This is a genomic window from Kaistella pullorum, from assembly GCF_014837035.1.
Taxonomy (GTDB): Bacteria; Bacteroidota; Bacteroidia; order Flavobacteriales; family Weeksellaceae; genus Kaistella; species Kaistella rhinocerotis.
Map to the genome: position 1 here is coordinate 1 of NZ_JACSPS010000005.1, position 26,686 is coordinate 26,686.

At 37.6% G+C, this 26,686-nt stretch carries 28 protein-coding genes; 15 read left to right on the forward strand and 13 right to left on the reverse strand.

Going from position 1 to position 26,686, the window contains the following annotated elements:
* Positions 1-1,038: 1,038 nt before the first annotated feature.
* The 14 genes from H9628_RS11285 to H9628_RS11350 all read left to right on the forward strand — a co-directional run bounded on the left by H9628_RS11285 (position 1,039) and on the right by H9628_RS11350 (position 14,724).
* Entirely contained in the window at positions 1,039-1,998 is a 960-nt protein-coding gene (locus tag H9628_RS11285; RefSeq protein WP_251834247.1) for a zincin-like metallopeptidase domain-containing protein, read from the forward strand.
* A gap of 361 nt (positions 1,999-2,359) precedes the next feature.
* The gene (locus H9628_RS11290) at positions 2,360-2,920 is read left to right on the forward strand and encodes a hypothetical protein (RefSeq protein WP_251834248.1); all 561 of its coding nucleotides are present in this window, start codon (positions 2,360-2,362) and stop codon (positions 2,918-2,920) included.
* The gene (locus H9628_RS11295; protein ID WP_251834249.1) at positions 2,920-4,317 is read left to right on the forward strand and encodes a DUF5712 family protein; all 1,398 of its coding nucleotides are present in this window, start codon (positions 2,920-2,922) and stop codon (positions 4,315-4,317) included. The genes H9628_RS11290 and H9628_RS11295 overlap by 1 nt, the downstream gene beginning before the upstream one ends.
* A 1-nt stretch (position 4,318) precedes the next feature.
* Complete coding sequence (locus H9628_RS11300; RefSeq protein ID WP_251834250.1) at positions 4,319-5,956, forward strand: type IV secretory system conjugative DNA transfer family protein; 1,638 nt, start codon at positions 4,319-4,321, stop codon at positions 5,954-5,956.
* Positions 5,957-6,034: 78 nt separating this feature from the next.
* The gene (locus tag H9628_RS11305) at positions 6,035-6,325 is read left to right on the forward strand and encodes a hypothetical protein (protein WP_251834251.1); all 291 of its coding nucleotides are present in this window, start codon (positions 6,035-6,037) and stop codon (positions 6,323-6,325) included.
* Positions 6,326-6,344: 19 nt separating this feature from the next.
* On the forward strand, positions 6,345-6,608 hold the full coding sequence (locus H9628_RS11310; protein WP_251834252.1) for a hypothetical protein: 264 nt from the start codon (positions 6,345-6,347) through the stop codon (positions 6,606-6,608).
* Positions 6,601-9,003 (forward strand): TraG family conjugative transposon ATPase, encoded by a 2,403-nt coding sequence (locus H9628_RS11315; RefSeq protein ID WP_251834253.1) that lies wholly within the window; start codon positions 6,601-6,603, stop codon positions 9,001-9,003. Before H9628_RS11310 ends, H9628_RS11315 begins: the two co-directional genes overlap by 8 nt.
* 1 nt (position 9,004) lies before the next feature.
* Positions 9,005-9,487, forward strand: a complete 483-nt coding sequence (locus tag H9628_RS11320) for a hypothetical protein (protein WP_251834254.1) — start codon at positions 9,005-9,007, stop codon at positions 9,485-9,487.
* Positions 9,487-10,287, forward strand: a complete 801-nt coding sequence (locus H9628_RS11325; protein WP_251834255.1) for a hypothetical protein — start codon at positions 9,487-9,489, stop codon at positions 10,285-10,287. Before H9628_RS11320 ends, H9628_RS11325 begins: the two co-directional genes overlap by 1 nt.
* A 5-nt stretch (positions 10,288-10,292) precedes the next feature.
* Positions 10,293-10,997: a hypothetical protein gene (locus H9628_RS11330; RefSeq protein WP_251834256.1), complete on the forward strand. Its 705-nt coding sequence runs from the start codon at positions 10,293-10,295 to the stop codon at positions 10,995-10,997.
* The gene (gene traM, locus H9628_RS11335) at positions 10,994-12,022 is read left to right on the forward strand and encodes a conjugative transposon protein TraM (protein ID WP_251834257.1); all 1,029 of its coding nucleotides are present in this window, start codon (positions 10,994-10,996) and stop codon (positions 12,020-12,022) included. Before H9628_RS11330 ends, traM begins: the two co-directional genes overlap by 4 nt.
* A 1-nt stretch (position 12,023) precedes the next feature.
* Complete coding sequence (locus H9628_RS11340; RefSeq protein ID WP_251834258.1) at positions 12,024-12,659, forward strand: DUF4138 domain-containing protein; 636 nt, start codon at positions 12,024-12,026, stop codon at positions 12,657-12,659.
* Positions 12,660-12,679: 20 nt separating this feature from the next.
* Positions 12,680-13,249, forward strand: coding sequence for a conjugal transfer protein TraO (locus H9628_RS11345; RefSeq protein WP_251834259.1), 570 nt, complete (start codon positions 12,680-12,682; stop codon positions 13,247-13,249).
* 11 nt (positions 13,250-13,260) lie between these two features.
* Positions 13,261-14,724 (forward strand): hypothetical protein, encoded by a 1,464-nt coding sequence (locus H9628_RS11350; RefSeq protein WP_251834260.1) that lies wholly within the window; start codon positions 13,261-13,263, stop codon positions 14,722-14,724.
* 90 nt (positions 14,725-14,814) lie between these two features.
* Here the strand turns inward: H9628_RS11350 and H9628_RS11355 are convergent, their stop codons facing one another.
* The 5 genes from H9628_RS11355 to H9628_RS11375 form a co-directional block, all read right to left on the reverse strand.
* A complete protein-coding gene (locus tag H9628_RS11355) occupies positions 14,815-15,231 on the reverse strand; it encodes a hypothetical protein (RefSeq protein WP_251834261.1) in 417 nt (138 codons plus the stop codon).
* 1 nt (position 15,232) lies between these two features.
* A complete protein-coding gene (locus H9628_RS11360) occupies positions 15,233-15,733 on the reverse strand; it encodes a hypothetical protein (protein ID WP_251834262.1) in 501 nt (166 codons plus the stop codon).
* Positions 15,734-15,890: 157 nt separating this feature from the next.
* Positions 15,891-16,925: a PD-(D/E)XK nuclease family protein gene (locus H9628_RS11365; protein WP_251834263.1), complete on the reverse strand. Its 1,035-nt coding sequence runs from the start codon at positions 16,923-16,925 to the stop codon at positions 15,891-15,893.
* A 2-nt stretch (positions 16,926-16,927) separates the two neighbouring features.
* Entirely contained in the window at positions 16,928-17,557 is a 630-nt protein-coding gene (locus H9628_RS11370) for an SH3 domain-containing protein (protein WP_251834264.1), read from the reverse strand.
* A gap of 156 nt (positions 17,558-17,713) precedes the next feature.
* Positions 17,714-18,649 (reverse strand): lytic transglycosylase domain-containing protein, encoded by a 936-nt coding sequence (locus H9628_RS11375; RefSeq protein WP_251834265.1) that lies wholly within the window; start codon positions 18,647-18,649, stop codon positions 17,714-17,716.
* A gap of 162 nt (positions 18,650-18,811) precedes the next feature.
* On the opposite strand from H9628_RS11375, the gene H9628_RS11380 reads away from it, so the two are divergent.
* Positions 18,812-19,060, forward strand: a complete 249-nt coding sequence (locus H9628_RS11380) for a hypothetical protein (RefSeq protein ID WP_251834266.1) — start codon at positions 18,812-18,814, stop codon at positions 19,058-19,060.
* Positions 19,061-19,332: 272 nt separating this feature from the next.
* Here the strand turns inward: H9628_RS11380 and H9628_RS11385 are convergent, their stop codons facing one another.
* From H9628_RS11385 to H9628_RS11420, 8 genes are all read right to left on the reverse strand, one after another.
* The gene (locus tag H9628_RS11385; protein WP_251834267.1) at positions 19,333-19,779 is read right to left on the reverse strand and encodes a hypothetical protein; all 447 of its coding nucleotides are present in this window, start codon (positions 19,777-19,779) and stop codon (positions 19,333-19,335) included.
* A gap of 177 nt (positions 19,780-19,956) precedes the next feature.
* The gene (locus H9628_RS11390) at positions 19,957-20,394 is read right to left on the reverse strand and encodes a hypothetical protein (RefSeq protein ID WP_126723290.1); all 438 of its coding nucleotides are present in this window, start codon (positions 20,392-20,394) and stop codon (positions 19,957-19,959) included.
* Positions 20,395-20,549: 155 nt separating this feature from the next.
* Positions 20,550-21,719 (reverse strand): DUF6438 domain-containing protein, encoded by a 1,170-nt coding sequence (locus H9628_RS11395; RefSeq protein ID WP_251834268.1) that lies wholly within the window; start codon positions 21,717-21,719, stop codon positions 20,550-20,552.
* 199 nt (positions 21,720-21,918) lie between these two features.
* Entirely contained in the window at positions 21,919-23,730 is a 1,812-nt protein-coding gene (locus tag H9628_RS11400) for a hypothetical protein (protein WP_251834269.1), read from the reverse strand.
* A gap of 88 nt (positions 23,731-23,818) precedes the next feature.
* On the reverse strand, positions 23,819-24,658 hold the full coding sequence (locus H9628_RS11405) for a hypothetical protein (protein WP_251834270.1): 840 nt from the start codon (positions 24,656-24,658) through the stop codon (positions 23,819-23,821).
* Positions 24,659-24,794: 136 nt separating this feature from the next.
* On the reverse strand, positions 24,795-25,265 hold the full coding sequence (locus H9628_RS11410; RefSeq protein WP_251834271.1) for an SRPBCC family protein: 471 nt from the start codon (positions 25,263-25,265) through the stop codon (positions 24,795-24,797).
* A gap of 170 nt (positions 25,266-25,435) precedes the next feature.
* Positions 25,436-25,810 (reverse strand): NTF2 fold immunity protein, encoded by a 375-nt coding sequence (locus tag H9628_RS11415; protein ID WP_251834272.1) that lies wholly within the window; start codon positions 25,808-25,810, stop codon positions 25,436-25,438.
* 179 nt (positions 25,811-25,989) lie between these two features.
* A partial coding sequence (locus tag H9628_RS11420) for a hypothetical protein (RefSeq protein WP_251834273.1) occupies positions 25,990-26,686 on the reverse strand: 697 nt, incomplete at its 5' end.

Consider the following 26,686-nt stretch of genomic DNA (forward strand, 5'->3'; position numbering starts at 1 on the left):
CAATAATTTTGCGTCTTTCTTTTTCAGATTTGTCAGGCATAATTTTGTGCGGGTTTTTGTTTACGCTTGCTGGTAACTCGCTTATATGTATCACTAAGTTATACAAAGCCAACCGATACTGGTTGTATATGTATTATAATAGTTTGCTTTATTTATAAAAGTAAAAGTACTGATTTGTCGCTTACAAATTCCGTGCACAGCATTAATAAACAAAATATTACAAACGGACAATAATTTGGGCGGATATAAACTTATTGCGTAAACATACTGGCTTTGAGCCTTCGAATCTAATGTTTTTCCCGACCATAAGGCACAAAATACCAAAGTGCAGGATTCCCTGATCTTTGCCAAAAAATCTCGCACAACCGAAGCCCTGCACCACTCCGCTTATCACTTCATAGCCCAGCACTTCGGTTGTGTTTTACAGGAGCTCCTTTCGCTTTCTTGACGCCTGATACACATTAGCCTTCGCCCTGCTGCAGCTAAAAAGTATCCGGCTAAAAGCTCACGATCTCCGTAAAAAATTCCCAGCCGCCTTGCCTTGCGGCAGCCATCCCTTTCAATGGAATTTATATTTTTTGAAGAGTTTCTTGTGACCGGAACTTTCCACGGGATGTGAAAGCTTGCGGAACCGTAGAACGCTGCAGCTGAGCTTCATTCGATTTCCGGTGTTTTTCTGTATGCAAAATTAAAAAGGGCTGTTCTCCTAAAAAAATGAATTTGGGAATCCGTCAGCCTTTTCCTGCTGACAAACCCACCCAAGCCCTGCGGGCAAATTCATTTCGGGCTTTCATTCTATTCCAGTTTTAGTCGCCCTTCCCTTTTTATGGTCATTTAGCAAAGAAAAAGACACCTCAATTAAACGAATAAAGACAACAGCAGAGCGTTCTTTGACATTTCCGATAAGCTTCACAATTTCCCCGGAAGTTTTCCCGGTCACTTCAGAAATTCCTTCAATTAAAAGAAAAAAACATGTCCTCATTACCAAATAAATACATAAAGAAATAATTACCTAAATAACTAATTAAATGTTTTATTATGAATGCAACAGCCCCAAAAACCACCAAACGTAATGCAAGCCAGACCATCAAAGGTCAAGACAAATTTATCACCCGTATCCTCGAAAATCTCGATAAGGTGAAAGCTCAGGATTGGGAAATATATACCAATTATAAGTTTCATGCTCCGCGTAACTTGTTCACTCAAAATGTATACAAAGGCTTTAATTTGCTCGCCTTGTACATCGACACGTTGACTCACGGTTTCACCGGTAGTTTATATGCAACATTCAATTCCATCTCCAAAGCTGGCGGTAAACTACGGAAAGGTTCTAAAGGTGTCGTAATTGAATTTTTCACCTTCGTGTACAAACATAAAGAGACTTCAAAAATCTACTCATTGGAACAAGTAAAACAGATGACACCGGCCGATCTGGAACATTTACTAAAAGTGCCGGTAGTCAGAAATTATGTAGTTTTCAATTCGAATCAGATCGAAAATCTGGAAGAACTAAATTTAGATATTGCTATAGACGAACCGGAGGAACTTGATTTCACTGAACGCAATAACTGCGAGAGATTTATTAACGACCTCCAAGCGCAGAGATCTTTAAAGATAGAATATTTACAGACCGCACACGGTAGTTACTCCCCTATTTTGGATATTATAAAAATGCCACTCAGAAAGCATTTTATTTCTGAAGATAAGTTTTACACCACTTTATTTCATGAAACCATTCATTGGACCGGCCATGAAAAAAGATTGAACCGAAACCTTCATGACGGATTTAATAATAAAGAAAAATATTCCTTTGAAGAACTGATTGCAGAAATGGGATCCATGCTGCTGGCATTGCAATATGGAATCACAAGTGAACTATTAAACTCCATCCGTTATCTCAAAGGTTGGTCCGATACGAACAAAGAAAACCGAATTGAAAATATTAAAAGCGCGTTCATACATTCCAAAAAAGCGAAGAAATATCTGGAGCAATTTTAAACCAAAACCCTTCACAAAAAGTGAGGGGTTTTTTGCGTTCCGCATAAAAATTTATCTAACGGAACAAAGCAGCTCTGAAAATCAAAATCCTAATTTCAGGCTTGTTTCTTTAAGCCCTACTTTGTAATTTAACGCTTCAATCAGATGTTTTTTCCGACTATTGATTTTTGCTGCGCATGCGATGGCGACGAAACGTCGCGGTAAAATTAGGAAAGCAAGAGGGAACGTGTCTAAATTAGACAACGTTCTGCATATCAATTGAATACGATTTAATTAGACGTAGTTTGTTATACATAAATGTATGCGTAATTGATGTATTTAACTGACAATCAGTTAGTAAATTTAAAAAATTATTATACAAATGAGTAAACAGAGTTCGATGATCCGGGTCTCGATGAAAAATGGTGAGAACCTCAGAATCTTGAAGAATGAATTGAATTTGCCGAGTTATGATGAAGTAATTTCCTACCTAATCAACGCGAACATGACCGGAAATTCAGAGGTTAATTCTTTAGTGGAATTAAAGAAAGCGTTGGAAAACGGACTGGCCTCAAATGAAAAAAGAACCGATGCAGTTCACAAAAGGTTGGGACATTTGGATAAATTTTATTTCACTAAAATTTTGGATACGCACAATCTTCTTAAGGAATTTTTGACCACGAATGTAAAGAGTGGCTATGGACAGAAACCTACAGAGAGTTCTGATCGTACTACTAATGTTTTGGCTGAGCAGGATAAGCAAAAACTACAAAATGAAATTAAAGAAGTATGGGAAAGCCACCGGGAAATTGAGCAAATCAATGAAGCGCTGAGTGAGCAGCTGAATTCCATTAAAAACAAATTCAAGTTCGAAAGTGGTGCTTTTTCGAAAAGTTACAAAGCAGTATTATCAGTTCAGGACTACGAGGATATTTTTAAATAATGCATATTTCATTCACAAGACACGATCCGGATATCTCTCAGAGTTGCAAGGCGGTGACCGAATATCTGGACAAAGAAAACACTTCCCGCGAGAGAGAGTACGAGGAGTTTATGGAGGATATAGAAAACCAGGCGCTCAGCGATTTCGATAAACAGATTGAGCTGCAGAACCTGTTTTTCAGTCAGGATGATAATGAGCAGGAGGTTTTCCTGAACCAGAATAGCGCTACCGATCTGATTGATGCAAATGTTTCGTCAAGAGCCAAAGAACGGGAAAGTAAGTTTTTCATCCTTAATATTTCGCCCAGCAAGGATGAACTGCAACAGCTTAATGAGATCGTGGGCGCGGAATTAAAAGCGGCAGGTATCGGAGAAAAAGAAACTCAGCTTTTGTCTCAAAGTGAAAGCGGCGCAAAGCAATTGGAGATTATGCGGAATGATTTAATGCATCAATGTCTCCGTGAGTATACAAAGGATGTAATGCGGGACTATGCACAAAATTTTAATCGAAAGGTTTACAACAATCCCGGAAATCTGCCAACACAGAAAGAGGAAAAGCAGATCAACAGCGAAACCAGAAAAGAATTGGCAGAGATGAAAATCGACAGAAAGGATCCTGGGTACGCACAAAAATATCAAGAGATACGGGAACAGAAAGCGGCCGAATTGGGGCGGGATCTGTCTGTTCGAAAGATGACTGAAAAGGACTTGGTCTGGATAGCTAAGGTGGAAGAAAAGCGAACCTATAAAGGCAATGATAAATGGGTCATCGAAAACAGAAAGGCACAAAGGGAAATCAAAAAACTAGAAGCCGAAGATAAGCCTGACCGTGAAAAAATCGCACTGCTGAAGGCGCAACTTCATACCGATAGGACAACCGGCGAAATCGTGCGTGAGGGACTTAAAAAAGGTGGTCAGCAGTACCACGTCCACGTTGTTGTTTCAAGATACGATAACTGCCCGAATGCTCGGTATAAGGGGTCAATATCGCCCCTAGCTCACCATCGGAATTCAAGAATGGCAGGAAAAATCGCACAGGTCGGATTTGATAGAGATTCTTTTTTCAAGAAAATAGAACAGAGTTTCGATGAACGATTCAAATATGAGCGTCGAGATAGCTATGAGAAGTTTAACGAGCAGAAAAAACTCAGGACCGGCAAAAATACTCGGACACGACATGCAACCAAAGCAGTATCGGTATTAAGTAAGCCTGTTAGGGATGAACTATATAAAGCATCCGGGGCGGAAGAATTACAGAAGTTAGACGTACGGAATGCAGTGAGTCGTGAACTTGGCTTCCGGGTGCCGTTATCTATCCCGAAAACACCGCTGCAGTTGGCAACGCAAACAGTAAGGTCCGCCATAGCGAAGATTACGGATACTTCAAAAGGGTATTAGGATGAAAATTTTTGAAATCACATTAAGGAATTGGCTGATTATTATAGCGTCAATTTCGCTGCTCAGCATATTGCTGACTATTGCTTTAAAATCGCGCAACCGAGCAGTACAGTTTGTATTCCTGATGGTTGGCCTTGCGTTAATCGTATTTGCTGGTCAGATGCTCACTTACAAATTGATAGTATTTTATTTAGTGGTTCCTGCTGCAATCATCACCGCACTGATTTATATGTGGACTTACGAAAGACCAGCAGATCCTGTCTGGGATGTAGAATTTCAAACGTCACAAGGCAGAAAAATAATTAGGGGAATACAGCGTGGTGTGGCAGTGTTTGGAGCAGCAGGTTCCGGGAAAACGGTATCAGTGCTTTATAATATTATGCGGCATTTTGGCAAGGCTGGTTTTGCGGGAATCATCTATGATTATAAAGACGGTGAACTTACGGAGCTGGCGGGGCCCATATTTAAAGAAAGACTTAAAGCTATAGCACTGCATCATCCGACAATTAGCAGCCGTGTGAATCCGATAGCACCGGAGTATATAAGCGGCGAAAAAGATGTCAATCAGATTGTAAAAGTACTGATGGATAACCTGATTAAAAACGGTGTAGGCAAAGGAGACGATTTTTTTAAAGACAGTGCATCATCATTGTTGTCCGGTGTAATTCTAAAATTTTCCTTCGACCATAAAGAATATTGTACCCTGCCCCATGTTATTGCTTTCATCCTGGGAGTGGATTTCAGCATACAAAATATTGAGGGCAGTTCAGCCGATGACGCACGTAATGAATTTGCTAAGCTAAAAAGCTTTCTTACTTCAAACGAACGTGTGGCTCTTCAGGCGAGCACTTTCATTCTGGGATTGGCCTCCGCTCGTCAGACAGCTTCCGTCATTTCGACTTTGGCCAACGGGCTTCGCAAAATGGCATTTCCCGAAGCTTTCTATGTATTAAGTGCGAACGACTTTAACTTTAATATAAACGCTAAAGAAGTCGATTTGGTAGTGTCTGTCATTAATGAACCTAAGTCGGCGGATTTCTTAAGTCCTATAAATGCCGCAGTAATTCATTCCATTTCCAAACAAATGATGGTGCGCAACCGGAAGCCGGGGTTTATTATGTTGGATGAAGCACCGACGATTCAATTACTCAATATGGCCCAAATCCCCGCCACCATGCGTTCGTTTGGGGTTGCAGTAATCTACTGTGCCCAGGATTTTGTTCAGGGTGTCGTGCAATATGGCCGCGATGGTTTCCGGGAAATTGTGGCCAATCTTTCTACTCAGTTCTTTGGTAAATCAAACGATTCAGAAACTTCTAAGTTTTATGAAAGTTATTTTGAATTGGTAAACATCAAAACTAAGTCGGTTTCGCGTAAAGGAAGCGACGGTAATCTGCTGGCCTGGGGTGAGACTTCCACCACCACCGGCGAGCGTGAAGTTCATAAGCACCGCGCAAGTGAATTCAATCGGTTGGCCGTGGGGCAGTTTGCGTTTCTGGCGGATGGCAAAAATGAAATCGTAAATATCACTCAACCGAAAGTTGAATTTCAAAGCATAGATAACCAGCGTGTTATCACACAAAAAATGCTAGAAACTCATTTTTACAGAATAATTTCGGAAGCAAGATCTCTAGTTTAACTTTTAACATAATCAGTGATTGAAAAGTAGCGTATTTTAGGAAAAAGATTTCTATATTTGGGATATAAGATATCGCATATGGAAAATCTGAAATTAAAACTCTCCGGTTTCTTAACGTTATTTTACTCGCTGACTTATGCTCAAAGTATCAACTTAAGAGGCCCCGCGCAACAGCTGGCAAACGAAATCAAAGGCATTTTCCCCTATGTCGCCGTCAGCATTTTCATTGTAGTCATCTTCGTAAATCTCGGCCACTTCGTGAAAGACAATGGTGACTGGAAAAAAGGCGTAACCAATATTGTCATTTTCGCGGCCATTCTCGGTGCCGTGGTTGGACTGGTAAACTACGTGGGAAGTATAAGTGTGTAATTAGTAATTCCTTGGCGCCATGAGGAAGGTAAAAAATCTAAAAGGATACCGCCAAAAACCCACGATATACGGACTTAATGTTACGGGTTTTATTGCTACCACCGTCATTTCTGTGCTTGCGCTGCTCACCTTTCTTGGGGGCATCAGTGTGCAGAAAGTAGTTCTGGTAACTGCGGTTATTGCCGTGACTTATTTCACCTCGCTCCTCCTGGCCAACAACCATTCTGTTAAGGAATGGCTTTTTGACGAAAAATTACCTGAAAGGTTTTCGGACGATGAATAATCTGTTTTTACATATCGAAAACAATAAGGTCGTAGGCACAAACGGCGTCTTCGCGATGGGATACGTAGTGCAGTTGGCAGAAAGATATTCGTTGGGACAAGAAGACTATCAGGCGATTAATGACCTGTGGAACCGTGCCTTGAAGGATATGCCAGGCGGCGCCGTTTTCTTGAAACAGGACATATTTCAGGAAGCAGAATTTGATACCAGACATTTACCTGATGGTAATTACCTGCAACGCGAAACCAAACAACACTTTAAGGATAGGCCGTTCCTTGCTCACAAATGCCATATTTTCTTTGTTCTGCCTCCGGGAGATACGTTCACTACCAAAATAACCAATCCGTTTAAACGGTTGAACAGAAAGAAGTTTGAAAGATTTGACGACCGTATTAATGTTTTTATAAACACGGTAGAACAAGCAGTTAATTTTTTGAATGGTGGCAGGATTAACAGTGGCAGGGCTTTTCAGATACGTTCTTTTGAAGCTGGCGAAATGGTGGATTACTATGATTACTATTTCAATAATTTTCAGAACGACTTTGTAACGGACCGTATTTTAAAAAGTGGCTATATCCAAATTGGTGACCGATTGCTGGGGGCAATTTGTACGCGTGATGAAGAGCATATGCCCGAAAGCTTTCCGGAACTTCAGTCAGACAGAAATTTCAGCACAGCGAAATATAAGTTTTACCAAAACATTGGAGATCTGTTAGGTTTTGAATTGCCGTTTGACCATGTTTATAACCAGATTATTTATTTTGAAGATAATCAGAAACAGTTGGCAGAACTCCGGCGCAGGCATGATCTGCTGAAGAAATCTTCCACATTCGATCCGCAGAATAAAGTAAACGCTGGTAAGCTTGGCGTCCTCATTGATGAAATTGCCGCGGATATTGACAGTGAGCGGCTCGTCCGGACACATATTAATGTCCTTTTCTACGGTGATAATGAGGCTGAAATTAAAAGCCGTCGCAATCAGATCACAGAGAAATTTAAATCTGTGGATATAAAGACACGGCAGCCCATCGGCAACTTTTTAAACTCTGTGTACTGCAACTCATTTTACCTATTCTCTGGGAATTTTTCAGATCAGCAGATGTTTTACGGTCATTTGAGTCTTGCTACGCTTTTTATAAACAACTGCACAAACTATAAAAACGATGCTCAGGGCGTACTGCTGAATTCTAGAATAGCCAATATTCCGGTGACCGTTGATACTTGGGACGAGGAAAAGAAATATGTTCGGGCACGAAACTTTATGATCTTCGCTCCTACCGGGTACGGAAAATCATTTTTTGCCAACCATCTTTTCCGACAGTATTATGAAGAAAATGCACGGATGGTACTCGTAGATCTGGGTGGTTCATACCGCAAGCTCGCAGCTTTGTATCCGGAGGATACCGCTTTCATCCATTACCGTGAAGGAACTGCTATCGGTTTAAATCCGTTTGACCTGCAAGGTGATAAACTAAGCGCCTCGAAGATTGAGGATTTGACCGAATTCCTGATTACCCACTACAAAAGAGATACGCGTGCATCCGAGAATGAAAAGACCGCACTTCGAAAGATTATTGAAGCCTACTATGAACAAGGTGGAGCACAGAGTTTACTGAAGTTTATTGAAGCCGTTCGAGAGCATAAAGACACGCTTTTGGCCGAACTGAATATCAGAAAAGAATTCTTCAATATAGAGGAATTCCTTTTTGCTATGAGCGAGTTTGAGCCTGGCGGCATCTACGATTTCCTGTATGCCGACGAAAGCAATGAAAATCTTGTTCGCTTGAAAGATAAAAAGATTATTGTTTTTGAACTGGATGAAGTCAAGGATAATCCGCTGCTGCTGTCCATCATGCTGCAACTCATTTCGTCAGTGATAAATGAAACTGTTTGGAAGGACAAATCCACGCGGGGATATATCTTCTTTGATGAAGTGGCCAAGCAGTTTAAATTTAAAGGAGTGCTTGAAAAAATCGAATATTTCTTTCAGGCGGTGCGAAAGCAAAACGGAGCCATCGGGATTGTGCTACAGGCGGTTAGTCAACTCCCAGAAAGCGGTGAATTTGGCCAGATCGCAAAAACCATCATTGAAAATACACAAGTGCTATATGTGCTGCACGCAAAAGACTATACAGCACTGAAAGAACGCTTTGGAATGAGCGAACATGCTTTTCATCAAATGAGTTCTCTTACCTCAGATTTTGAAGGTAAAAACAAATACTCGGAAATCTTCGTAATGCGGGGCAATCAGCATCAGGTTTATCGTCTTGAAGTCCCGGAAAAGGTGTTCTGGGCGTACCAAACTGAAGGCGCGCAGAATGAACAGCTAATGAACATTTACGAGGAAACCCGTGATATGGAAGAAGCAATCGACAAATACATAAAAAAGGGATAATATGAAAAGTTTAATCTTAGCATTCAGCCTAATGGTAGGATCCTATACGTTTGCGCAGATGGCTGTAGTGGATGCCGGTGCCAACCATCAGATGGCTAAACAAATAACGCAGTCGGCCGCGCAGATCAAACAGTTGGAGAAATCTTATCAGCTGATGAAGGACGCCCAGGACAAATACAATAAGGTGAACGGCTATATCCAGCAAATGGGACAGCTGCAAAACATCATCAATCTGCAAAAGCAGGCGATCAGCAATTCCAACAAAATTTTGCAGAAAGCCCGAGCCGGGAAAATAGATGTGAGCAGTATTGGTACGCAGTTGTCGCAGATATCGGGCAGCATCAAAACGGTACAGGCACTGCTGAACAACGGCATGTTCAAAATGAGCGACAGTGAGCGCATCACCTTGCTCGAGAATGAGTACAATAAAGTGAAAAGCGCAAATGCGAAACTCAGCGTCAAGCTGATTAAGCTTTCTTATTGATGGATTACTCGTGGCTTACAGAACTGAATCAGGTGATTTCGCAAACTAAAATTTTCTCCTTTACCATTATTGGAGCAAAATCTTTGGCGGCCGCCCTGCTCATGTTTAAAGTCATCGGGAACTTTTTGCAGACTGGTGAGAATTCTGAAGCACCAAAAATTGGCGGCATCATGAATGTCATCGGATATGGTTTGCTGATCATTGGGAGTGATTGGGTGGTCAATGCCATCGAAACGATGTTTGCCTCTGTAGATGTATCAGTGGCAAGCCAACAGCCTTTGCAGGACGATAGCTTGAAGAAATACCTATTGGAACTGGATAAGATTGCAGATCAGTACAGCGGTTTGGATTATATAGGATTTTATCTGTCGCTGATTCCACTGTATCTAACGACGGGTCTGATGACATTCACAAAGCAAATTCTGACTGTCTTGGATATGGCAGTTGTGGGAATGTATCTGATTCAGCGGATTTTCCTGATTCAGTTGTTCAAGGTAATATTTCCTTTTGCCGTGGCATTGTCCACAACCAAAGGATTTGAAGATATGTTTTCGCGGTGGGTGAAGATTTATATTGGGCTATTCGTGCTTGGTATTGGCTATACAGGCATTATGAAGTTCTCAGAAATCATTTACAGTTTCATTCAGAGCAAAGTAAACCTGCAGATGTCGGATATAGGATACGAAACGGATCTTGGGCTCATCTTCGCTTATACGGTGGGTGCGTTGCTGCTGTCGTTCCTGGTCAAACTGGGATTGTTTGCAATGGTCACCAAAGAGATACGTGGATATTTTAGTTAAAGATTATGAAAACAGAAAAAGCTGAAATTACGGTAGGGAAAGATCTTTATGCAGAACTGAAAAAGAACAGCCGCGTTGTCTGGGGCGTGGTGGCGGTCAGTATTATGTCAATCGCAGCCATCCTGTATCTGGCACTCGTAATCTATGCTGACAGTACGAGCAAAATATTCACGGTGAACAATCAGGGAGACCTTATTCCGCTCAGTTTGGTTTCGCAGAAAGCAGATAAAGTAAAAGTCATCAAGGCAAATGCAGACTACTTCACCAAACAGTTTTACGATCTCGACCAATATTCAATTAAAGAAAAGAAAGAGAACGTCCTGTGGCTGGTGGGCGAGCAACCTACCAAATTGATTAAAGATAAAGATAATAAAGGCTACTACTCTAACTTTTTGTCGATTAATGGACTGATACAAAAATCTGAGATCCTGCCGAACACCTGGCAAATAGATGATATCGACGGAAACCCCACTGTGAATTTCTCGGTGCTTGTGAAGAGGATCAACGGCTCCGCAGAAGACTATTTTCAGGCCGATGTGCAACTTCGTATGACTAAGGTGAACATTAATTATCCGTACAATCCTTTTGGATATCTGATCACCAATTTTACAGAAAGCCTGTACCGTGTCAGCAAACCTTCAGATGAAGCGGTTGCTCTGCAGGACAGTTTGAGAAGAGAGCAGATTAACCCCACAATAGAAGTAAGATGATGGAAAGGTTGAAAGAATTTTGGGATAACAAAACGGGTGAAGAGCGGCGCAAGATCTTGGTTTATAGCATTGCCAGTATAATCGCGGTGATGTTGTTGGGCGGTGTGTACATGCTTAATAATGGCGACAGTATCCAGCGCGTGGACGAGATTTCGAATCCCGACGCAAAGGAAGCACAGAAATACAACAGCCGCACCGAAGCAAACCAACTCGGTAAAAAGGACAGCATCAATTTGAATACGGCATTGGATGATCTGTTCGGCAGTTCTGAAGCAAGCCACGAAATTGAAAATATGGATGGCGCTGCCGAAGTAGGATATGCAGAGCCGTTATATACGGAGCCGAATTATGTGAAAAACTTCAGTGCGCCGCGTCAAGGCGGGGGTTACAGCAGTCAGTCCACTTATGGCGACTACTCCATGTGGCAGACGGAAGAACCGAAGAATAATTCGATCGGTTATACTGAAATACGCAGCGTACCTGCCAGGAGTTCATCCTCCAAAACTGGCTCATCGAAGAATGATTTCCCCGAAGGGTCGGAACCTGTTTACTCAATACGTGAATTTGGCGACACTCCTGCGCCGCGCGATATCACAGACGGAAAACAAATTCGAGCAAAGTTACTCTCTAAAGGATACTTTCAGTCAGGTCGCACCCTTTCATTTGTTCTGCTTGAGCCTACCAATATAGGAGGTGTGGCCGCACCCAAAGGTCAGATTGTTACCGGTGTCGCAGCGGAACAGAATAACCGTCTGATTGTAGATTTTTCTACCGTGAAAATCAAGAGCAAGATTATACCCGCACGTCTGAAACTGTTTGGTTCAGATGGCATGGCGGGGTTACCAATTGCAGGAAGTAGTCATAATGCGGCCTCGAATGTGGAAAGTCGTGTACTGAGTGAGACCAGCCGCATTCCTGTAGTTGGCGGAATCGTGGGGAGTGTCTCTGGGGCTATAGGTAGGCAGCCCGACAACCGTATCCAGCTTACTTCAAATGTAGAATGTATCATCGTTAACTATAATTAGTATGAAAAAGCAACTGATATTAATTTGCATGGTGCTCAGCGTACTTTCCTACGCGCAGCAAAGCAAACGTAAAGTATATAAGAAACCAGTCAAAAAAACGATTAAAAAATCAGTTCCAAAGAGCAATAGTACATCGATCCCTGTTGTGCCAGAGCAAGCAGCGGAAACAACGCCGCCCCTTCCGGAAATTGTAGAACCCCCTAAACACGAAGCTACAGCACAGCGGCTCCAGGCTAAGGCAGGGTGGATAAAAAACCGGAATTCATCGGTGGTGCGTGGCATCGAAGGCTACGTCAAAGGAGTATATGTAGGCGAGGGAAAGGTGTACGTGCTGATTGAGGTGGCCAACCGAACCAACATTAATTATGACGTAGAAAGCGTCTCGTTTATCACAAGTCCTATTCAGGTAAAAAACCGGCAGATCGAGGCCGAAGAAAAAGTGTTTACACCGGTCTACGCCATCCAACCGGAATCAATCGCTAAAAAATCAAATCAGAAACTGGTTTATGTCTTCGATAAATTCACCATTGCAGACAATAAGAATCTGATGTTCATCATGACAGAAGTTGATGGGGAGCGTACGCTTTCGTTGGACATTAAACCGAAGTATATAGTAGGAGCTGAATATGTAAAATAGTAACTAAAAGGAAAATGAACATGAAAAGAAATGCTTTAATACTGTTTGCACTTTGCTTCTGCATGCTGGTGCCGGCACAGGGAAGAAGAAAAGGCCAGTCTGCAGTACATGCAGAATACGGCTACATTTTGGACCAAGGGGATCTTAAAGGCGGCTTCATGGTCAAGACCGGGTACAGTAAGGTTTTTGGAGATGCAGGATTTCTGGGTAAGGTCGAAGGGTTTTATCAAGATTATGAAGTAACCTATATGGATGAGCAGATCCTACCCTACCAGAAATATGGCTTGAACGTGAATGCTGGATACAGCTACGAAGGGCTCGCTCCCGTATATTTAAACGGGTGGTTAGGTGGTTATGCTGCGTACGAAACCGTGAACAAAGGAAACACTAAAGATCCTAAATACAGCGCAGAATTCCCGGTGTCCGTTGAGAATTTTATATTCGGGCTTTCCGGCAGCGCGGAAGTTGAATTTGCTTTCGCCCGGCGCTTTTCACTATTAGCGAACTACACCCAGTTTTACGATCTGAAGAGTGATTTTTCAAAATCCAATTTTGCCCTGTTCGGTGGTCTTAAATATTATATAAATTAAAATCTAGAGCTATGAAAAAGATATTTTTTTTAATCTGTTCAGTGCTTTTTTTATTTGTGTTCAATTCGTGCCGCGAGGACGGAGAATGGGATAATAACAACGGTGGGCAGTTCGGGTTTACAATAGAGCGGGATGAAGATTTCATTGAAAAAGCAATAGGTGAAGAAAACCAGCTAAAGTTCAATATTGTTCCCAACTACGATTTCAGTACAGTTAAAACGGTTTTCAAGTTTACAACCAATTTGAATGGCGTCCTGAAACTCAACAATGAAGTTCTACAGCCAAACCAGGAGTATACCTTTGCCGTGGAAAATAACGTTTTTCAGTACACAGGAAATATCAGCGGCACACATGAACTGAAAATCAGTGTAAAAAACGACAAGGGCGCATCCAAGGAAGAACTATTTTCAATGCCTTATGCTGTCTCAGATTTCACTCACACTTTCGATGGTGGTACCGGACCGATATACCAAGGTGATGAGACACAGTATCTGCTGAAAATTGTGCCGGGTTCGGGACAATCTACTACGGGTTATCAAATCCGATTTAATAATTATTCGGGGCAGGTAAAACTGAATGGCGTGCCCGCGTCTCTAGGCACATGGTATCCTCTAAATAATATAGAAAGCTTTACAACGTCACTATCTACTAATGCAGCAGGCCAGGGCAAACTCACCTACTCTATTAAGAACAGTACAATTAGCAGAGATTATGAAATACAGCAAAACATCCAGGCTCGAACGATCACTATCGAAAATTTAAGTTTTAGCCCAATGAATATTTCGGTCAATACCCCAATGGCGTTTTCAGGCATAATCAATAAATCACCATCAAATCCCAACACTACTATTCAGTATAGAACATGGATTTCATCTGCTTCCAACTCTAATTTGAATGGAATTCAAAATACGCAAAGCGCGTATGTAAATTATGCGCTGGGTACAAATGGATCAATACTTTTGAATGTAAATCCATTAGCTGCTGGAAATTACACCTATAATATTCAGGTCAGAGATGAATTTGGAAATGAGAGCGCAGTTAAAACTTTCAATATAAGTGTTTCCCCACCTATTTATTTTGATGATAATGTGAGTACCGAAGGTGCTATAAAATTTCGCGTTCCAAGTCCGACAGGTAGCTGGAGGGTATACCAGCAAGGATTTAAAAGAAAGTTTAGGGTTCTTGCGGGTGGGAACTCAACGATTACGTCGATTACTTATGAGTTAAATTATGATATAACAACTACAAGTTCAGCAATGCATGTTACACGAACTTACACAGAAAACATATCCCCCGGAACCAAAGTATTCGAAAGAAATCATGAACTCTGGGAAACAATAGGTGATCAAGTAGCTCAAATTTCCGGTGCCAATCTAAACATAGTAAATCTTTCGATGAAGATAACGGCGACGGCCAGCACAGGTGAATCGGCAACTGTTACGATTGTTCCAGCGAGAGAAAATGCGATTAATTAAGTATAAATCCCGCGAGAGCGGGATTTATTATATATCGTAGAGTCAACAAGGTCTACCGCTGTTAGCAGAAGGTATTCTATAAAAAATATTTTAGTATTCATCACACGTTCCATGAATTGGGATTTGTCGCCGAATTCCTTTATAAATAATTGTCAGTATACCTTTATTAAGAGAAGAATATTTGTCAAACGTTCCTAAGTCGTTCAATTCAATATAGCCACTAACTTCATTACCAATAAATGTGGTCTTGTCAGTGGCATTATTGTAAGAATAATCAGAAATTAGAATTTTATTATTTATCTGAACAGCAACATATCCATTATAGCTTATTAATAGAATAAGGTCTTTTGACATTTTGTTTTGAGTAAATCGGCAACCTTCAGTTTCAAATCCATCAATGTTCTTTTTTATTATCGGTTGAAGTCTGAAAATTTCTTTATTTTGACTGATAGCAAAATTTGAAATAAACAGTAGTGCTACGGTTAGCATTCGCAAATTTATTTTCATTTTAATTAATCATAATTTGATTGTACATTGGAGTTTCCATAATACTAATATAATATAAGCCATCAATGTAATTGAGTACAAATGTATTATCCTCTGTTTGTAAAACTGTTTTTGTGTGATTTCTGTCGAAGAAAAAGTTTGAAAATGTCGGATTAAATTCTTTAATTCGATCTAAAAATATTTGAAATATTGATTTATCCGTGATTTGTATTTCGATTGTTTGTGCTTGCTTTAGATCTGGAAACAAAGCAAAAATTATAAATGATGATGCAGTGTCAGTTTGTTCGTTAAAATCATAAGCGAAAACAATCTTTTGTGATTGGAGTGAACCTTCATCGTTTGACTCATTCTCAATAGTTTTCCAATTTCTCCCGTCCATAAAAGCTACAATTTCCGAACTCGATTTTGATCTTAAATCAATAAGCTTATCTAACGAAATGTTTTGTGAATGCATTAGTAGCGGTATCATAAATACTAAACTTAAAATAAATTTTTTAATCATATTCTTTTTTTTCCGGGTTTTATATACTTTCTGCTAACGTTTTGCAGCTTTGCGATGGTGCGGATTTATATGACAAATCTTTCTATTATAAACTAAACTTCGGAACATCTAAAATCTTTAAACTTGGCGAAAATCCCGCACTATTGCAAAACCGATGTTATATGACGTTTTTTTGCGGTTCAACAATTATAGTTCTCAAGAAATTTACATATTCAGTTAACGTTTTTACGATATTCTCTTTGTCAATTGTTTCATTTTCTTTTCCTAACCAATCCTCTCTATTAACAATGGCGACTGTCATATAATTTCCATTTCCAAATCTGGTTGGTCGCTTTATATTCTCGAAACCAGAATTTTTGGCTTGATTCATTATTAATTTATGCAAGTGATTTCGTATTTCGCCACGTGTTAGATTTTCTGGCAAGTCAAGTTCATTTGGGTCAGTCGAAATTTTAAAACATAATTTTCCCTCTTCAAGCTGAATGTATGCAGGATAAATATTCCAATAGTCCCAATTTAGAACTGCATTCCAAAAGCCACCGCTTGCATTATTCACATAATCCCAATTTTCAATTGGGATTTCTTTTTCGAGAAATTGAAAAAAACCTTGCCAATCATTACCATTCCAATCTTTGATAATTTTATTTTCAAATTCATTATTGGATTTTTCAATTCTTTTAAGTCTTTCGTAAAAGTCGATGAAAATATCGTTATTAATGTCTTTAAATTCATTAAGTAGATTAATAAAATCTAATCTGCTAAAAATTGAATAACCGTTCTTTTCAATTTGAGATAATCTACTTTGACTTTCATTTCCTGTCTTCAAATAGATACAAATCGGTTCTTTGTAATTATTATTCTTACACCATTTTTCTGCGTTCTCTTTATAGCGAGATAATTGGTTTGAATGATGAGAGGAATTTATCTTATCTTCAATTATTATTAGATATTTTTCATTTATTTCAGCCCAAACATCAATGTTTTCCCATTGTCTTCCTGCTTCAACTTTGTTTATTTGTTCGTCAAATGTTGAAAGTTGTTTTTTTATTAATTGCGTAACGAAAGTTTTTCCACACGTATTTAGTTTTTGATTGGCGGACTGATATTTTGGGTCAGCAAATTTCAAAAGCCAAGTTATGAAAGCATCTTGATTTAGTTCTTTTGTTGCAATGTCGAAAATATTTGGTTTCATAATTATAATTTAGTCCAACTGTGAAAGTGATTATTTATACAAGTTGTGGTGTTTTTAGGTGAGTTTTCAGTTTGTAAAGTTACTCCACATTTACTGCATTGATAGTTATTATCTCCAACGATTGCAATTTCAATCCAACTATGAAAATGTTTATTGTGGCAAGTTGTTGTATTTTTCGGTGATGAAATTTGTTTTACTGTATCGCCACATTTAGAACACATATAAAGTTTTAGTTTTGCAATTTTAGGTTGCTTAATCGTTTCCATTCTACTTGAATTAGAACTTCCACCTTTATTAGATTTTTTAAAAAGTGAAAACAATATTATTCCCCCAATAATTAGAATTATTGGCCAATTGCTACTTTTTTCTTTTTTAGAAATTTCGTTTGTATCACTCAAAAATTTGGTTGAAACGAATCCTTTCGTTCCGTTATCAAGTTTTATTTCAGTCCATTTTCCTTCCGTTGAAATGGCCGTAATTTTTTCATTTCTTGAAAGTTTACCAATGACTTCATATTTACTTCCTGCTCCAGATCGGATATTTAATTGTTCTGTGTTTACAAACATTTCTGTTTGCGCAAAAGTTAAAATTGTAGTTAAAAAAAATATTATAGTTAGTAGTTTTCTTTTCATATACGGGTTTTGTTTAAAATGGCATATAACTCTCAAATATACGCAACTCCGACATAAAATGAATTGTATGTAAGGTGCTGCGGGGCAGGCATATATGCGATTTTTAAACGATTGTAATTAGCTACATTGTGCTTATATCTATTCAAAATGCGCACATTAACCGCCCTGCTTTACGTAGACAATACTCCCTCTTGGAATCACATCGCTCACAAACTGCGGATTGGCAAATTTCAAGAAAGCATAATTAAATTGTTTGCCCAGTTCTCTAAAGGTAGTGTCTTTTTCCATCCGGATCATCTTTAGATCGAAGAAACTGTATCTAAAGTACTGCGGTTTCATTTGATGCTCCCTGTAAAAATTAAAAATATAATTAACGGCAATAAAACTCGGTACGTACGCCTGGGTTTCTTTGGGCAAATATTTCCGGAGCTGCCAGTAATTTTTGGTTCCTCCTCGCCGTATGGCTTTGTTTACATTACCAGGCCCGCAATTATATGCAGATATGGCAAGGTTCCAATCTTTGTACATTTTGTACAAATCGCGCAGGTATCTTGCGCCTGCATCCGCATTGCTCACCGGATCATAAAAAGTGTTTACGTACTGGTTCTTACGCAGCCCGTATTGTGCGCCGGTGGCGGGCATAAACTGCCAAAGTCCACTCGCCCCTGCCCAACTGCCAGCTCTCGGGTTTAGAGCGCTTTCTACTACGGCGAGATACTTCAGTTCGCGCGGAACGCCATACCGATCCAGTTTGCTTTCAAACAAAGGAAAATAATAAACCGACAGTCCTATAATCTTGGGGTACCAGCGGTATTGCAGAAACTTCTTTACGTAGGTATAGGTAATGTCGTTGTAGTCAATGCTCAGTGCGGTATTGGCGTCCAGGAATGCAAAACGATTTCGGTAAGTAGAGAGATCCAGGCTGTGTTCGAACTGTTCGCTACTTTGGTTTAAGCTTCCCAATGCATTCACATATTTCTGATCAATCTTAATAAAGTATTCTCCCTGCTCGCTTTCAATGGTATTCTGCCCATGCAGGCCATTAGCGCCTAAAATAAGAATGAGAAACCAACTCGCAAAACTCCTTTTCATTTATTCAAAGTTAGTGGAACCTCAATTTAATGAATATTTTTTACCTTTGGTTAAGATTTGTAGAAATGAAGAAGGTAATCTCCTCAATCAAAGAAAATTACACTCGGAAAGTTTTTCAGATCTGGCTTCGCGATTTCTATACTATTTTTAGATCAGTCAGAGATGAGTTTAAAAATTCGAAAAATTTTCGGCATTAAGGAAAACCTGTATGAATTTACCAAATATATTGGTTGTAATCCCAAAGGGATATATTACATAGAGAGTAATACACTAAGCAATAAACATATCCGGTATTTTCTTTTCTTACGAAAGAAAGGCTACGATGTAAATGAAATTATGGACCGGATTATTGCGGATGAAGAAATTGATATTGACGGGAAGGACCTTGAACTTTCTATCACTCCAAAGTAGTTGTAATTATTAAAGTTTGCTGCCTTCGAATTGAAAAAAACCAACGATATATAACACGTAAACTAACTGTATGTCATGGGTTTAATATGGTAATCAAAAAGGCTATCTAATGCCATAAAAAAAGCAGTCATTCCAAAAAACTGCTTTGTTACCCTAAATCCTAAAATCGAAAACTCCATAGACGGCCAAAAAAGCTCCCGGAGCTTCCGTTCAACGGGCTTTCATCTCGTGTCCTGCGGACAAGACGAAAGCTTAGTTATTAGCCGACGTTGTTATTCAAATTTCCGACTTTTTAATCTGCCTCCTAAATATTGGAAAACACTAATTGTAATTGGAGTCAAGAAAAGTATTAAAAGTTCTCGTCTTAAGTTGTATGGCTCATTCACAGTATCAATGAAATTTAAAGGAGAATTTACCATCACATATAGTTTGTAGAAAAACCATAATCCAGCTTCCGTATTTCTTTTATAATTTGTAGAATCGGGAGATACCCCAAAACAAATAATCCACAGAACAATTCCAATTGCAAAAACACCAAAATAATTTTTCCAATTAGATTTTTCATTTGTGAGTTTATAACCGCTAACAAAATATAAAATACAGCTAAAAATAATTACTGAAAAAAAAGTTAAATCATTTATAGCTAAACTCATAACCATAATTGTAATAATAGTTATTAAAAAATGGGCACCTATAAGTTTTAAAAAAATGATATTCATTAAGTTTCTGTTTTTTTACAATGACGGCTAACGGTTGGGTATTTCTTTTGGCGGGGATTATGATAACTTGTTTCTATAAATATCACAAAAAGAACAACTAGCGAAAATCTTGATGATGTAAACTTCAACCCCGCTAATAGAAATACCGTGTTAGCCGCAGTTTTTCATTTTAGTTTTTTATTCCGGTTTTTTACAGATTACAAAATTCTTCTTAAAGTTTCCAATACTTGTCTCCGTTGTTGCACAGTTTTTTTCAATCTTAATGATTTTGTTATTTAATCCTCCAGCTGAAATCATTTGTAAGTCTAAATCATCATATTTGGTGCTTTTAATTGTATCAAGCATTGCACTATATTCGCAATTATTTACCCAAGAAATTTTCATGACTCTGCCCGATTCTGATTCCATTTTGTTGGTCTTTAAATCATAGACTTGTTCAATTTGATTTTCATTCTTCCGAATTATAACATATTTTTTGTCTAAAATTTCATCTTGAAATTCGAAAGTTCCGTTTTCAAAATCTTTGCATTTTAAATCTCTACTTACGCTTTTGCAATTAAAAAATAAAAAACATGCAAATATTAAAAATGTTATTAGTTTGAGTGTAGATTTCATAAAATTGTGGCTAACGTTTTCGGGCTTTGCGTTCGGGCGGGTTTCGGAGCACAAAAGCTGTCAACTTGCACAGAACTTGAATAGAAGCACAATACTCCAAGTGTGCACGTCACCCCGCCTGAACGCAAAACCCGTGTTACCAGCGGTTTTTCTTTCTATTCTTCCCATTCGTTTGGTTTTCTAAAGTCAGTCGGTTCAAAGTTGCGGTCAATAAAATTGTATCCCAAATTATAAGTTATTGCCTGCTCGTTTTTAAACTCAAATTTAAAGAATTGACCGTCTGTAGTTACAGATTTTATTTCATACTTATGTTGTCTCGCTTCATTTGGGTCAGGTCCCCAATATGTGTAGTTACCGCTAAAAGTGAGTTTGTATTTTGATATGAATTTCAAGTCAGTCTGTTCTGATTTTTTAAGTTCTGTCCACAGATAGAAACTTTCAGACTTTTCAAGTGGCAATATCACGCCGTCCTTTTTAAAAGTAAAATAATGAAGCTTTGGATAAAAGGGTTCGTCTAGTGGTAAACTGTCAAGCTTAGTGGTGGTATGAATGTTAGATATTGGAATATAAGCCCAAATCAATTCATTTGTCCCTGCCATTCCATAGTCGTGAATTGTCTTGACTATTTTTCCATTTTGAATATATGATGTTGTCAAAGACTGGTCATCAGTATGACCAACGGAGTAGTTGTCCTGTAGTTTTAATGGGCTGGCTCGTCTGAATTTATTGAAAATGTAATTTTTTGTCTTGGTGCCAAGTTTGCCTGAATAAAATCCAAGCGATTTAACATAGCCTTCTCCTTGAAATAAAACAGCACCGTCTTTGGAAATTGAAACATCAATTATTGGGCAAGAACCATAACATCCAGAGCTGGAATATATGATTTGGTCAAAGTCGGGTAAAGTGTCAAGATTGTAATTGAGCTTTTTAAATTGAATAACAGTAGTGTCGTTAATCGCAAGTTTTAACGTGTCATTTTTTCTGCTTACAAATCTCCATTTGAACTCCCATTTGTCTGTTAAAGGATTTTTGATAAAAACACTATCTTTGTCGGTTTTGTAAGGAACAACATTTCCTAAATACAGTCGTGTTCTCTTACCTGTTATATTGTCTCTATCTTCCTTGAAAAATCCTAAATAAAACTCAATACTGTCATTGGAAACTGTCATTCCTTGAGGAAAATAAAACAAGGGAGGTGGATAGTCATCCGTGGAGTTTTCTTCTTCAATAATTATTTCCCATTCACCAGAAAGGTTATCTCTTAACTGTTTGTCTGCTTTTTGTTGGTCAACAGTCGAATTACAACCTAAAAGAAAGGTTGTCAAAATTGTAAGTAATATGATTGTTCGTGTCGTCATTAAAATCGCTGGTAACGTTTTGCAGATTTGCGATGGGCGGGATTTTTACCACTAATGTTTATGCAGAGCACAAAACTTTCGGCTACCACTAAACTGTCTGCGGAGCACGAAACCCCGCCTATTGCAAATGTGCTGTTACCAGCTGGGCTTTGTCCTTCGTGTCTTGTCATTTTACTTCGGTTAAGTATTTATATGTGTCGCCCGATTTTAATAAAACATATTCAGTCCAAAATTTGCTGTCATCAAGTTTGTCGAATGAAAAATTCCATACTGTCAACGTATTTATTTGGTCCATAAAACTTGGCCCCATTTGAGAGTTTTTGAAATTGTTAGGATTAAGATACGTCCATTCGTAAATCTTGTAATTGTTGTCTTGGGGTAAAAGAACAAAGTAACGAATAAACATATCCTTGCCTTTTTCTTTAACTTTTATAGGGCAAAGAATGGCTTTTAAGTCTGTGGGATAGACTAACAAAAAGTCCTTCGACATTTGTTTTATAGAAACAATTTCATAGCTGTTTTGAGTTTTCAATTTGTCCGCAAGAGGAGAAATATATTTGTCAATAATTTCCTTTTCTTTTTTGCTTGCAAACTCTTCACTTTCTTTTCGGAGTTGGTCTGCAACCATTTCATATAAGCCGATGTAAGGTCGATTGTTTATTTCATCTGTCTTCCAAATGGATTCTCCATATTTCTCCCAGTCGGGGTCTTGTCTAAGGTCGGGTACTTTTTTAAACAATTTTGTTTCCCAAAAGTCAGGGCTAAATTCCGTTGAATTATCTTTGAAGAAATTCCATTGTTGTAGGTTATTAAAGAATTTTTGTTGACCATCATTTAATGTCTTTGCTTCAAAGTATGTTACGTTGGATTTTTCATAATACCATTTGTCTTTGTACTTCAAACCATTAACGATATACCCGTATGTTTTGGGAATGTCGTCTAAAAATCCTTCATCTTTTATGTCTTTACTTGAAATGATATTTACATTCTTATCCTTTTTGTTGTCTTTTAATGTCTTGAAGTCTTGTGCGGAAACTTGCTCTAAAAAAAATGCAACAAATTTACTTTTGTCGTTGTTAAATAGTGCTTGATAAGCAATGTCGATATTGATGTTGCTGTCTATAGGCGAAATAATATTTTTAACTGATTGCTTGTCGAACGGTTTATTGAAATAGCTATTCATTAAAACATCAAATCTTTCTTGCTGTAATTGTTTTTCTCTTTTTAATGTAGGGCTATTTGATGCAATTGTATAAATAACTTCTCCCAGTGCTTGAGATAAAGCATTATTTAAAGTGCAATTAATTGTTTTGTCCTCACAAGCAAATTCAAAACCTGGGTTATTCCAATCGCCAATGTATATTTTGTCTAGAAGTATTGAATTTGAAACGTTGTCATAAAGCTTAACCGCAATTTTTGCATAGTTAATTTTGTTTTCTGTGTATAGTTCAATTGAAGCGAAGTTTAAAACGTATTGAAGTTTTTCCTTTTCGGATTGTGTTTTCAAGTCGTCCAATGTGCCATTACTTTTAGCGTCTTTAAGTTTTATTAATAGTTTAGGGAATTTTTCAAAGAAACGATATGCCAAAAATTGTTCGGAGATAAAACTTGCTTGTTTGAAAAAGTCAAGGTCTTTAGAAAACTCTATTTCGCTTTTGGTGATAATTTGAATGTTTTCCGGTTGCTTTTTAAAGTCAGGTGAATTAAGGACTTGTTCCTGTTCTGAAGTATTTGTACGCTTCTTTATTTCCTTGTTATAATTCGTAACTTCTTTGTCAAACGCCTTTTCGTATTTTGTCACGTTTGGTGCAAGAATTAGAATTTGCGGTTCGTAAACCGTCTGTCCAAAAGTTGTAGTTAAGGTCAGTAGAAATAGTATTGTCGTTAAATGTTTCATCATTGTCGTGTCGTTGTTTAGCCTTGCTGGTAACGTTTCAGGGCTTTGCGATGGTGGGGCAATCGAAGCACAAATCTTCAATTTTGTACAACAGTTGAACCGAAGAACTACCGTTGAACTTTGCAGTTTCGCCCCACTATTGCAAAACCCTTGTTAGCACCAGTTTTTTTTATTTGTATTCATATGTGACTTTAAACGCTGGAGTTTTATAGTCCGGTTTTGTCGTTATTTTTTCAATTATTTTTCTGTCCGAGTTGTATTTGTAATCTGTTCTAAAATAATATGCGTGATAACTTGTTTCTGGTGTCGGTAAATAACCTTTTAATTTAGTAATCGTAGTGTCTTTTTCTGTGATAAGCAATTTGTTTTGATAACTATATTTTGAAATTGTCAACAAATCTTCTCCGATATGATTTTTCTTTTTTAAAATGAGATTATTTTCATTGTCATAGAAAAGAGAATCAACAGTTGTCAACCATTTACTTACATTGTTATTAAATTCTTCTTTTGTTACTGTTGTCATACGATTTAATCTATCATATGAATATTTTTCAGTCGTTGGAGTGGAATTACTTCCAATAATTTTTTTAATTAATAAGTTGTCATTATTGTAAAAGTATCTTGCGGAAATCCATTCTTTATTTTCAGAAACTACAACTTTAGTTTTTTCAAGTCTTTTTAAGTTGTCATAATAATAAATTTCTTTTGCTGGCTTTTTGCAAGTTCTCATACAATATTCTTCTTCTATTAATTTTCCTTCAAGATTATATTTATAAAAGTGTGTATTGTTCGTTCCCAATTTTTGATGATTTTTATTAAATGTTTCAAAAGTCGAGTCCGAAGAAATTAAAGAATATCTAGATGACCGATACTCAAAATGGTTTTGAATAGTTGTTATTCTACTTTTTTCTTGCTTAATATAAATTTGTCGCCAATTCTCAATTTTATTTTCAGAACAACCGATAATTAAACAAATTGTTAATGTTGAAATAAGTCCTTGTCTTGTCATTGGGTGTCGTTCTAAAATTGGTGCTAACGGTCACGCATAGCCGTCAGTGCCGTAAACTTAAGATAAATATTCTTAGAGAACGTAAATTTGATTTACCTGAGTAGCCTCTGACGAAGCTAAAAAGCAGGCATTGCGGCTATGCAATGTTACTTGCTGGCTCTTTTTCCGCTATACTTTTCAATACTTGATTTCTTGTTTTTAAAAATTTGATCATATAATTTCTAAGTATAAGTTTATCAAAGAAACTTCCGATTAAGCCAAATGGAACTTCATATTGAAAATGGTCAGACATAATTGTTTTTCCATTTGCTTCTTTAAAATTATGTTTATGGTTCATACTTTTAAATGCACCTTTTGTCATTTTATCTTCGAAAAAAATTGGTCGTTGCATTTCCACGATTTCAACACTTAACCTTTGTTTGATTCCAAAATGAACTGCTTCCCACGTAATTTTATCTCCTTTTTCACAAAGTCCCGAAGTTCTTCCAGCAACGGCGATTTCCTTAGTTTTTGATGTAGATAATTTATGCGCGTCGACATCTCGTGCAAGATCGAAACATCTTTCAATATCTGCGGAAATTTCAGTTTGTAGTTTAATTTCAGTCATGATTTTTCTGCGCAATTTTGGTGAGCTTGCAAGTAACGGTTGGGTATTTCTGCAGGCGGGATAAAAACACGAAAACTTTCTACTTGCTAAAATCTTAATTGATCGCTAAAATCTTCGATGAAAGCAGCATACCCGCTTGTAGAAATATCTTGTTACCAGCAGTACTTATTTTATTTATAATGGATTACGTTAATAACTTTTGAGTTTCTTGCGTCAATAATAATTGAAAAAGCTCCACCAAAAGAATATCTGTCTACAGTTCCATTAATTACCCAATAATTTTTTATCAAATACGCTTCGTATGGTTTTTCACCTTCAATTTTTGATCTTCCATAAATTTCAAATAATATTGGTTCAGCTACTTTTATAGCTGTATTTTCTTCTTTAATTAAAAGTTCATTATTATCAAGAATAGATATTTTTGTTGTGTCTTTTAATGCACTTTCAAGTTCTTTTTTTGCGTTATCTATACCTAATTTATTATGTGAAACTTTATTACAACTGAATTGTAAAATCACAAAAAGCATTAAGAGAATCTTTTTCATTTAATTTTTCTATTTTTCGTTTTTTGCGTTTTTAGACGTATTGCTGGTAACGGTTGGGTATTTCTGCAGGCGGGCTAAAAATACGAAAACTTTCTACTTGCTAAAAACTTAATTAACCGCTAAAGTCTTCGATGAAAACTTCGTACCCGCTTGTAGAAATATCTTGTTATCTACAGTTTTTATTTACTAATTTTTTCTCGTTCCTGTTCATTCATTGTCCTAATTTCGTACACCGACATTTTATTATTTTCCATAAAATTTATGATGTTATAAATTGCATTTCCTTTAAGCGTATCATTTTTTAAAGCGAATGTAATTTGTAAAGGGATCTGTGAATTATTGACAATATTTGCTTTGTATTTTTTTAAAATTTGAATGATATCATTCGTCTTAATTGCAGTGCTTTTCTGAATTTTTAAAATATTTTTTTTAACTATTTTAATTGAATCCTCTCTAGAAAATGCTGTCAAATTTCCACACATTAGAACAGGATTTTCTAGATAATTGATTAAATAGTATGATTTAGAACTGTCAGAAATCATAAAATGAATCGCTCCAATATGATAGTCATCGTTGTATCTTTTGTCTTTATGTATTTCAATTATTTCCAATGAATCTGATTGTAGATTGTTTTTAATACTGTCTAATTTTCTATTATTTTCAGAAACGCTAAAATAATTGTTATGCACCAATAGTTTTGAGCCGTCGTCATTTTGCTTTTTGGAACAACCAGAAACGAGAAGTATAATTGTCAAAAAAAATGCTAATCTCATTTTAAAAATTATGGTTGTAAAATTGTAGATAACGTCCGGCGTATATGGAGGGTTGCGGCTGCTGCCCCAGATCTCCGTACAAAATCCGGACTTTAAACTTAGC

Coding starts and splice junctions, on each gene's coding strand:
- H9628_RS11305 (WP_251834251.1), top strand. CDS start 6,035: ATGGAAAATCTGAAATTAAAACTCTCCGGTTTCTTAACGTTATTTTAC.
- H9628_RS11290 (WP_251834248.1), top strand. CDS start 2,360: ATGAGTAAACAGAGTTCGATGATCCGGGTCTCGATGAAAAATGGTGAG.
- H9628_RS11340 (WP_251834258.1), top strand. CDS start 12,024: ATGAAAAAGCAACTGATATTAATTTGCATGGTGCTCAGCGTACTTTCC.
- H9628_RS11325 (WP_251834255.1), top strand. CDS start 9,487: ATGGATTACTCGTGGCTTACAGAACTGAATCAGGTGATTTCGCAAACT.
- H9628_RS11415 (WP_251834272.1), bottom strand. CDS start 25,810: ATGAAAAAGATTCTCTTAATGCTTTTTGTGATTTTACAATTCAGTTGT.
- H9628_RS11410 (WP_251834271.1), bottom strand. CDS start 25,265: ATGACTGAAATTAAACTACAAACTGAAATTTCCGCAGATATTGAAAGA.
- H9628_RS11365 (WP_251834263.1), bottom strand. CDS start 16,925: ATGAAACCAAATATTTTCGACATTGCAACAAAAGAACTAAATCAAGAT.
- H9628_RS11350 (WP_251834260.1), top strand. CDS start 13,261: ATGAAAAAGATATTTTTTTTAATCTGTTCAGTGCTTTTTTTATTTGTG.
- H9628_RS11355 (WP_251834261.1), bottom strand. CDS start 15,231: ATGAAAATAAATTTGCGAATGCTAACCGTAGCACTACTGTTTATTTCA.
- H9628_RS11385 (WP_251834267.1), bottom strand. CDS start 19,779: ATGAATATCATTTTTTTAAAACTTATAGGTGCCCATTTTTTAATAACT.
- H9628_RS11380 (WP_251834266.1), top strand. CDS start 18,812: ATGAGTTTAAAAATTCGAAAAATTTTCGGCATTAAGGAAAACCTGTAT.
- H9628_RS11405 (WP_251834270.1), bottom strand. CDS start 24,658: ATGACAAGACAAGGACTTATTTCAACATTAACAATTTGTTTAATTATC.
- H9628_RS11375 (WP_251834265.1), bottom strand. CDS start 18,649: ATGAAAAGGAGTTTTGCGAGTTGGTTTCTCATTCTTATTTTAGGCGCT.
- H9628_RS11320 (WP_251834254.1), top strand. CDS start 9,005: ATGAAAAGTTTAATCTTAGCATTCAGCCTAATGGTAGGATCCTATACG.
- H9628_RS11360 (WP_251834262.1), bottom strand. CDS start 15,733: ATGATTAAAAAATTTATTTTAAGTTTAGTATTTATGATACCGCTACTA.
- H9628_RS11285 (WP_251834247.1), top strand. CDS start 1,039: ATGAATGCAACAGCCCCAAAAACCACCAAACGTAATGCAAGCCAGACC.
- H9628_RS11390 (WP_126723290.1), bottom strand. CDS start 20,394: ATGAAATCTACACTCAAACTAATAACATTTTTAATATTTGCATGTTTT.
- H9628_RS11370 (WP_251834264.1), bottom strand. CDS start 17,557: ATGAAAAGAAAACTACTAACTATAATATTTTTTTTAACTACAATTTTA.
- H9628_RS11330 (WP_251834256.1), top strand. CDS start 10,293: ATGAAAACAGAAAAAGCTGAAATTACGGTAGGGAAAGATCTTTATGCA.
- H9628_RS11315 (WP_251834253.1), top strand. CDS start 6,601: ATGAATAATCTGTTTTTACATATCGAAAACAATAAGGTCGTAGGCACA.
- H9628_RS11345 (WP_251834259.1), top strand. CDS start 12,680: ATGAAAAGAAATGCTTTAATACTGTTTGCACTTTGCTTCTGCATGCTG.
- H9628_RS11295 (WP_251834249.1), top strand. CDS start 2,920: ATGCATATTTCATTCACAAGACACGATCCGGATATCTCTCAGAGTTGC.
- traM (WP_251834257.1), top strand. CDS start 10,994: ATGATGGAAAGGTTGAAAGAATTTTGGGATAACAAAACGGGTGAAGAG.
- H9628_RS11300 (WP_251834250.1), top strand. CDS start 4,319: ATGAAAATTTTTGAAATCACATTAAGGAATTGGCTGATTATTATAGCG.
- H9628_RS11310 (WP_251834252.1), top strand. CDS start 6,345: ATGAGGAAGGTAAAAAATCTAAAAGGATACCGCCAAAAACCCACGATA.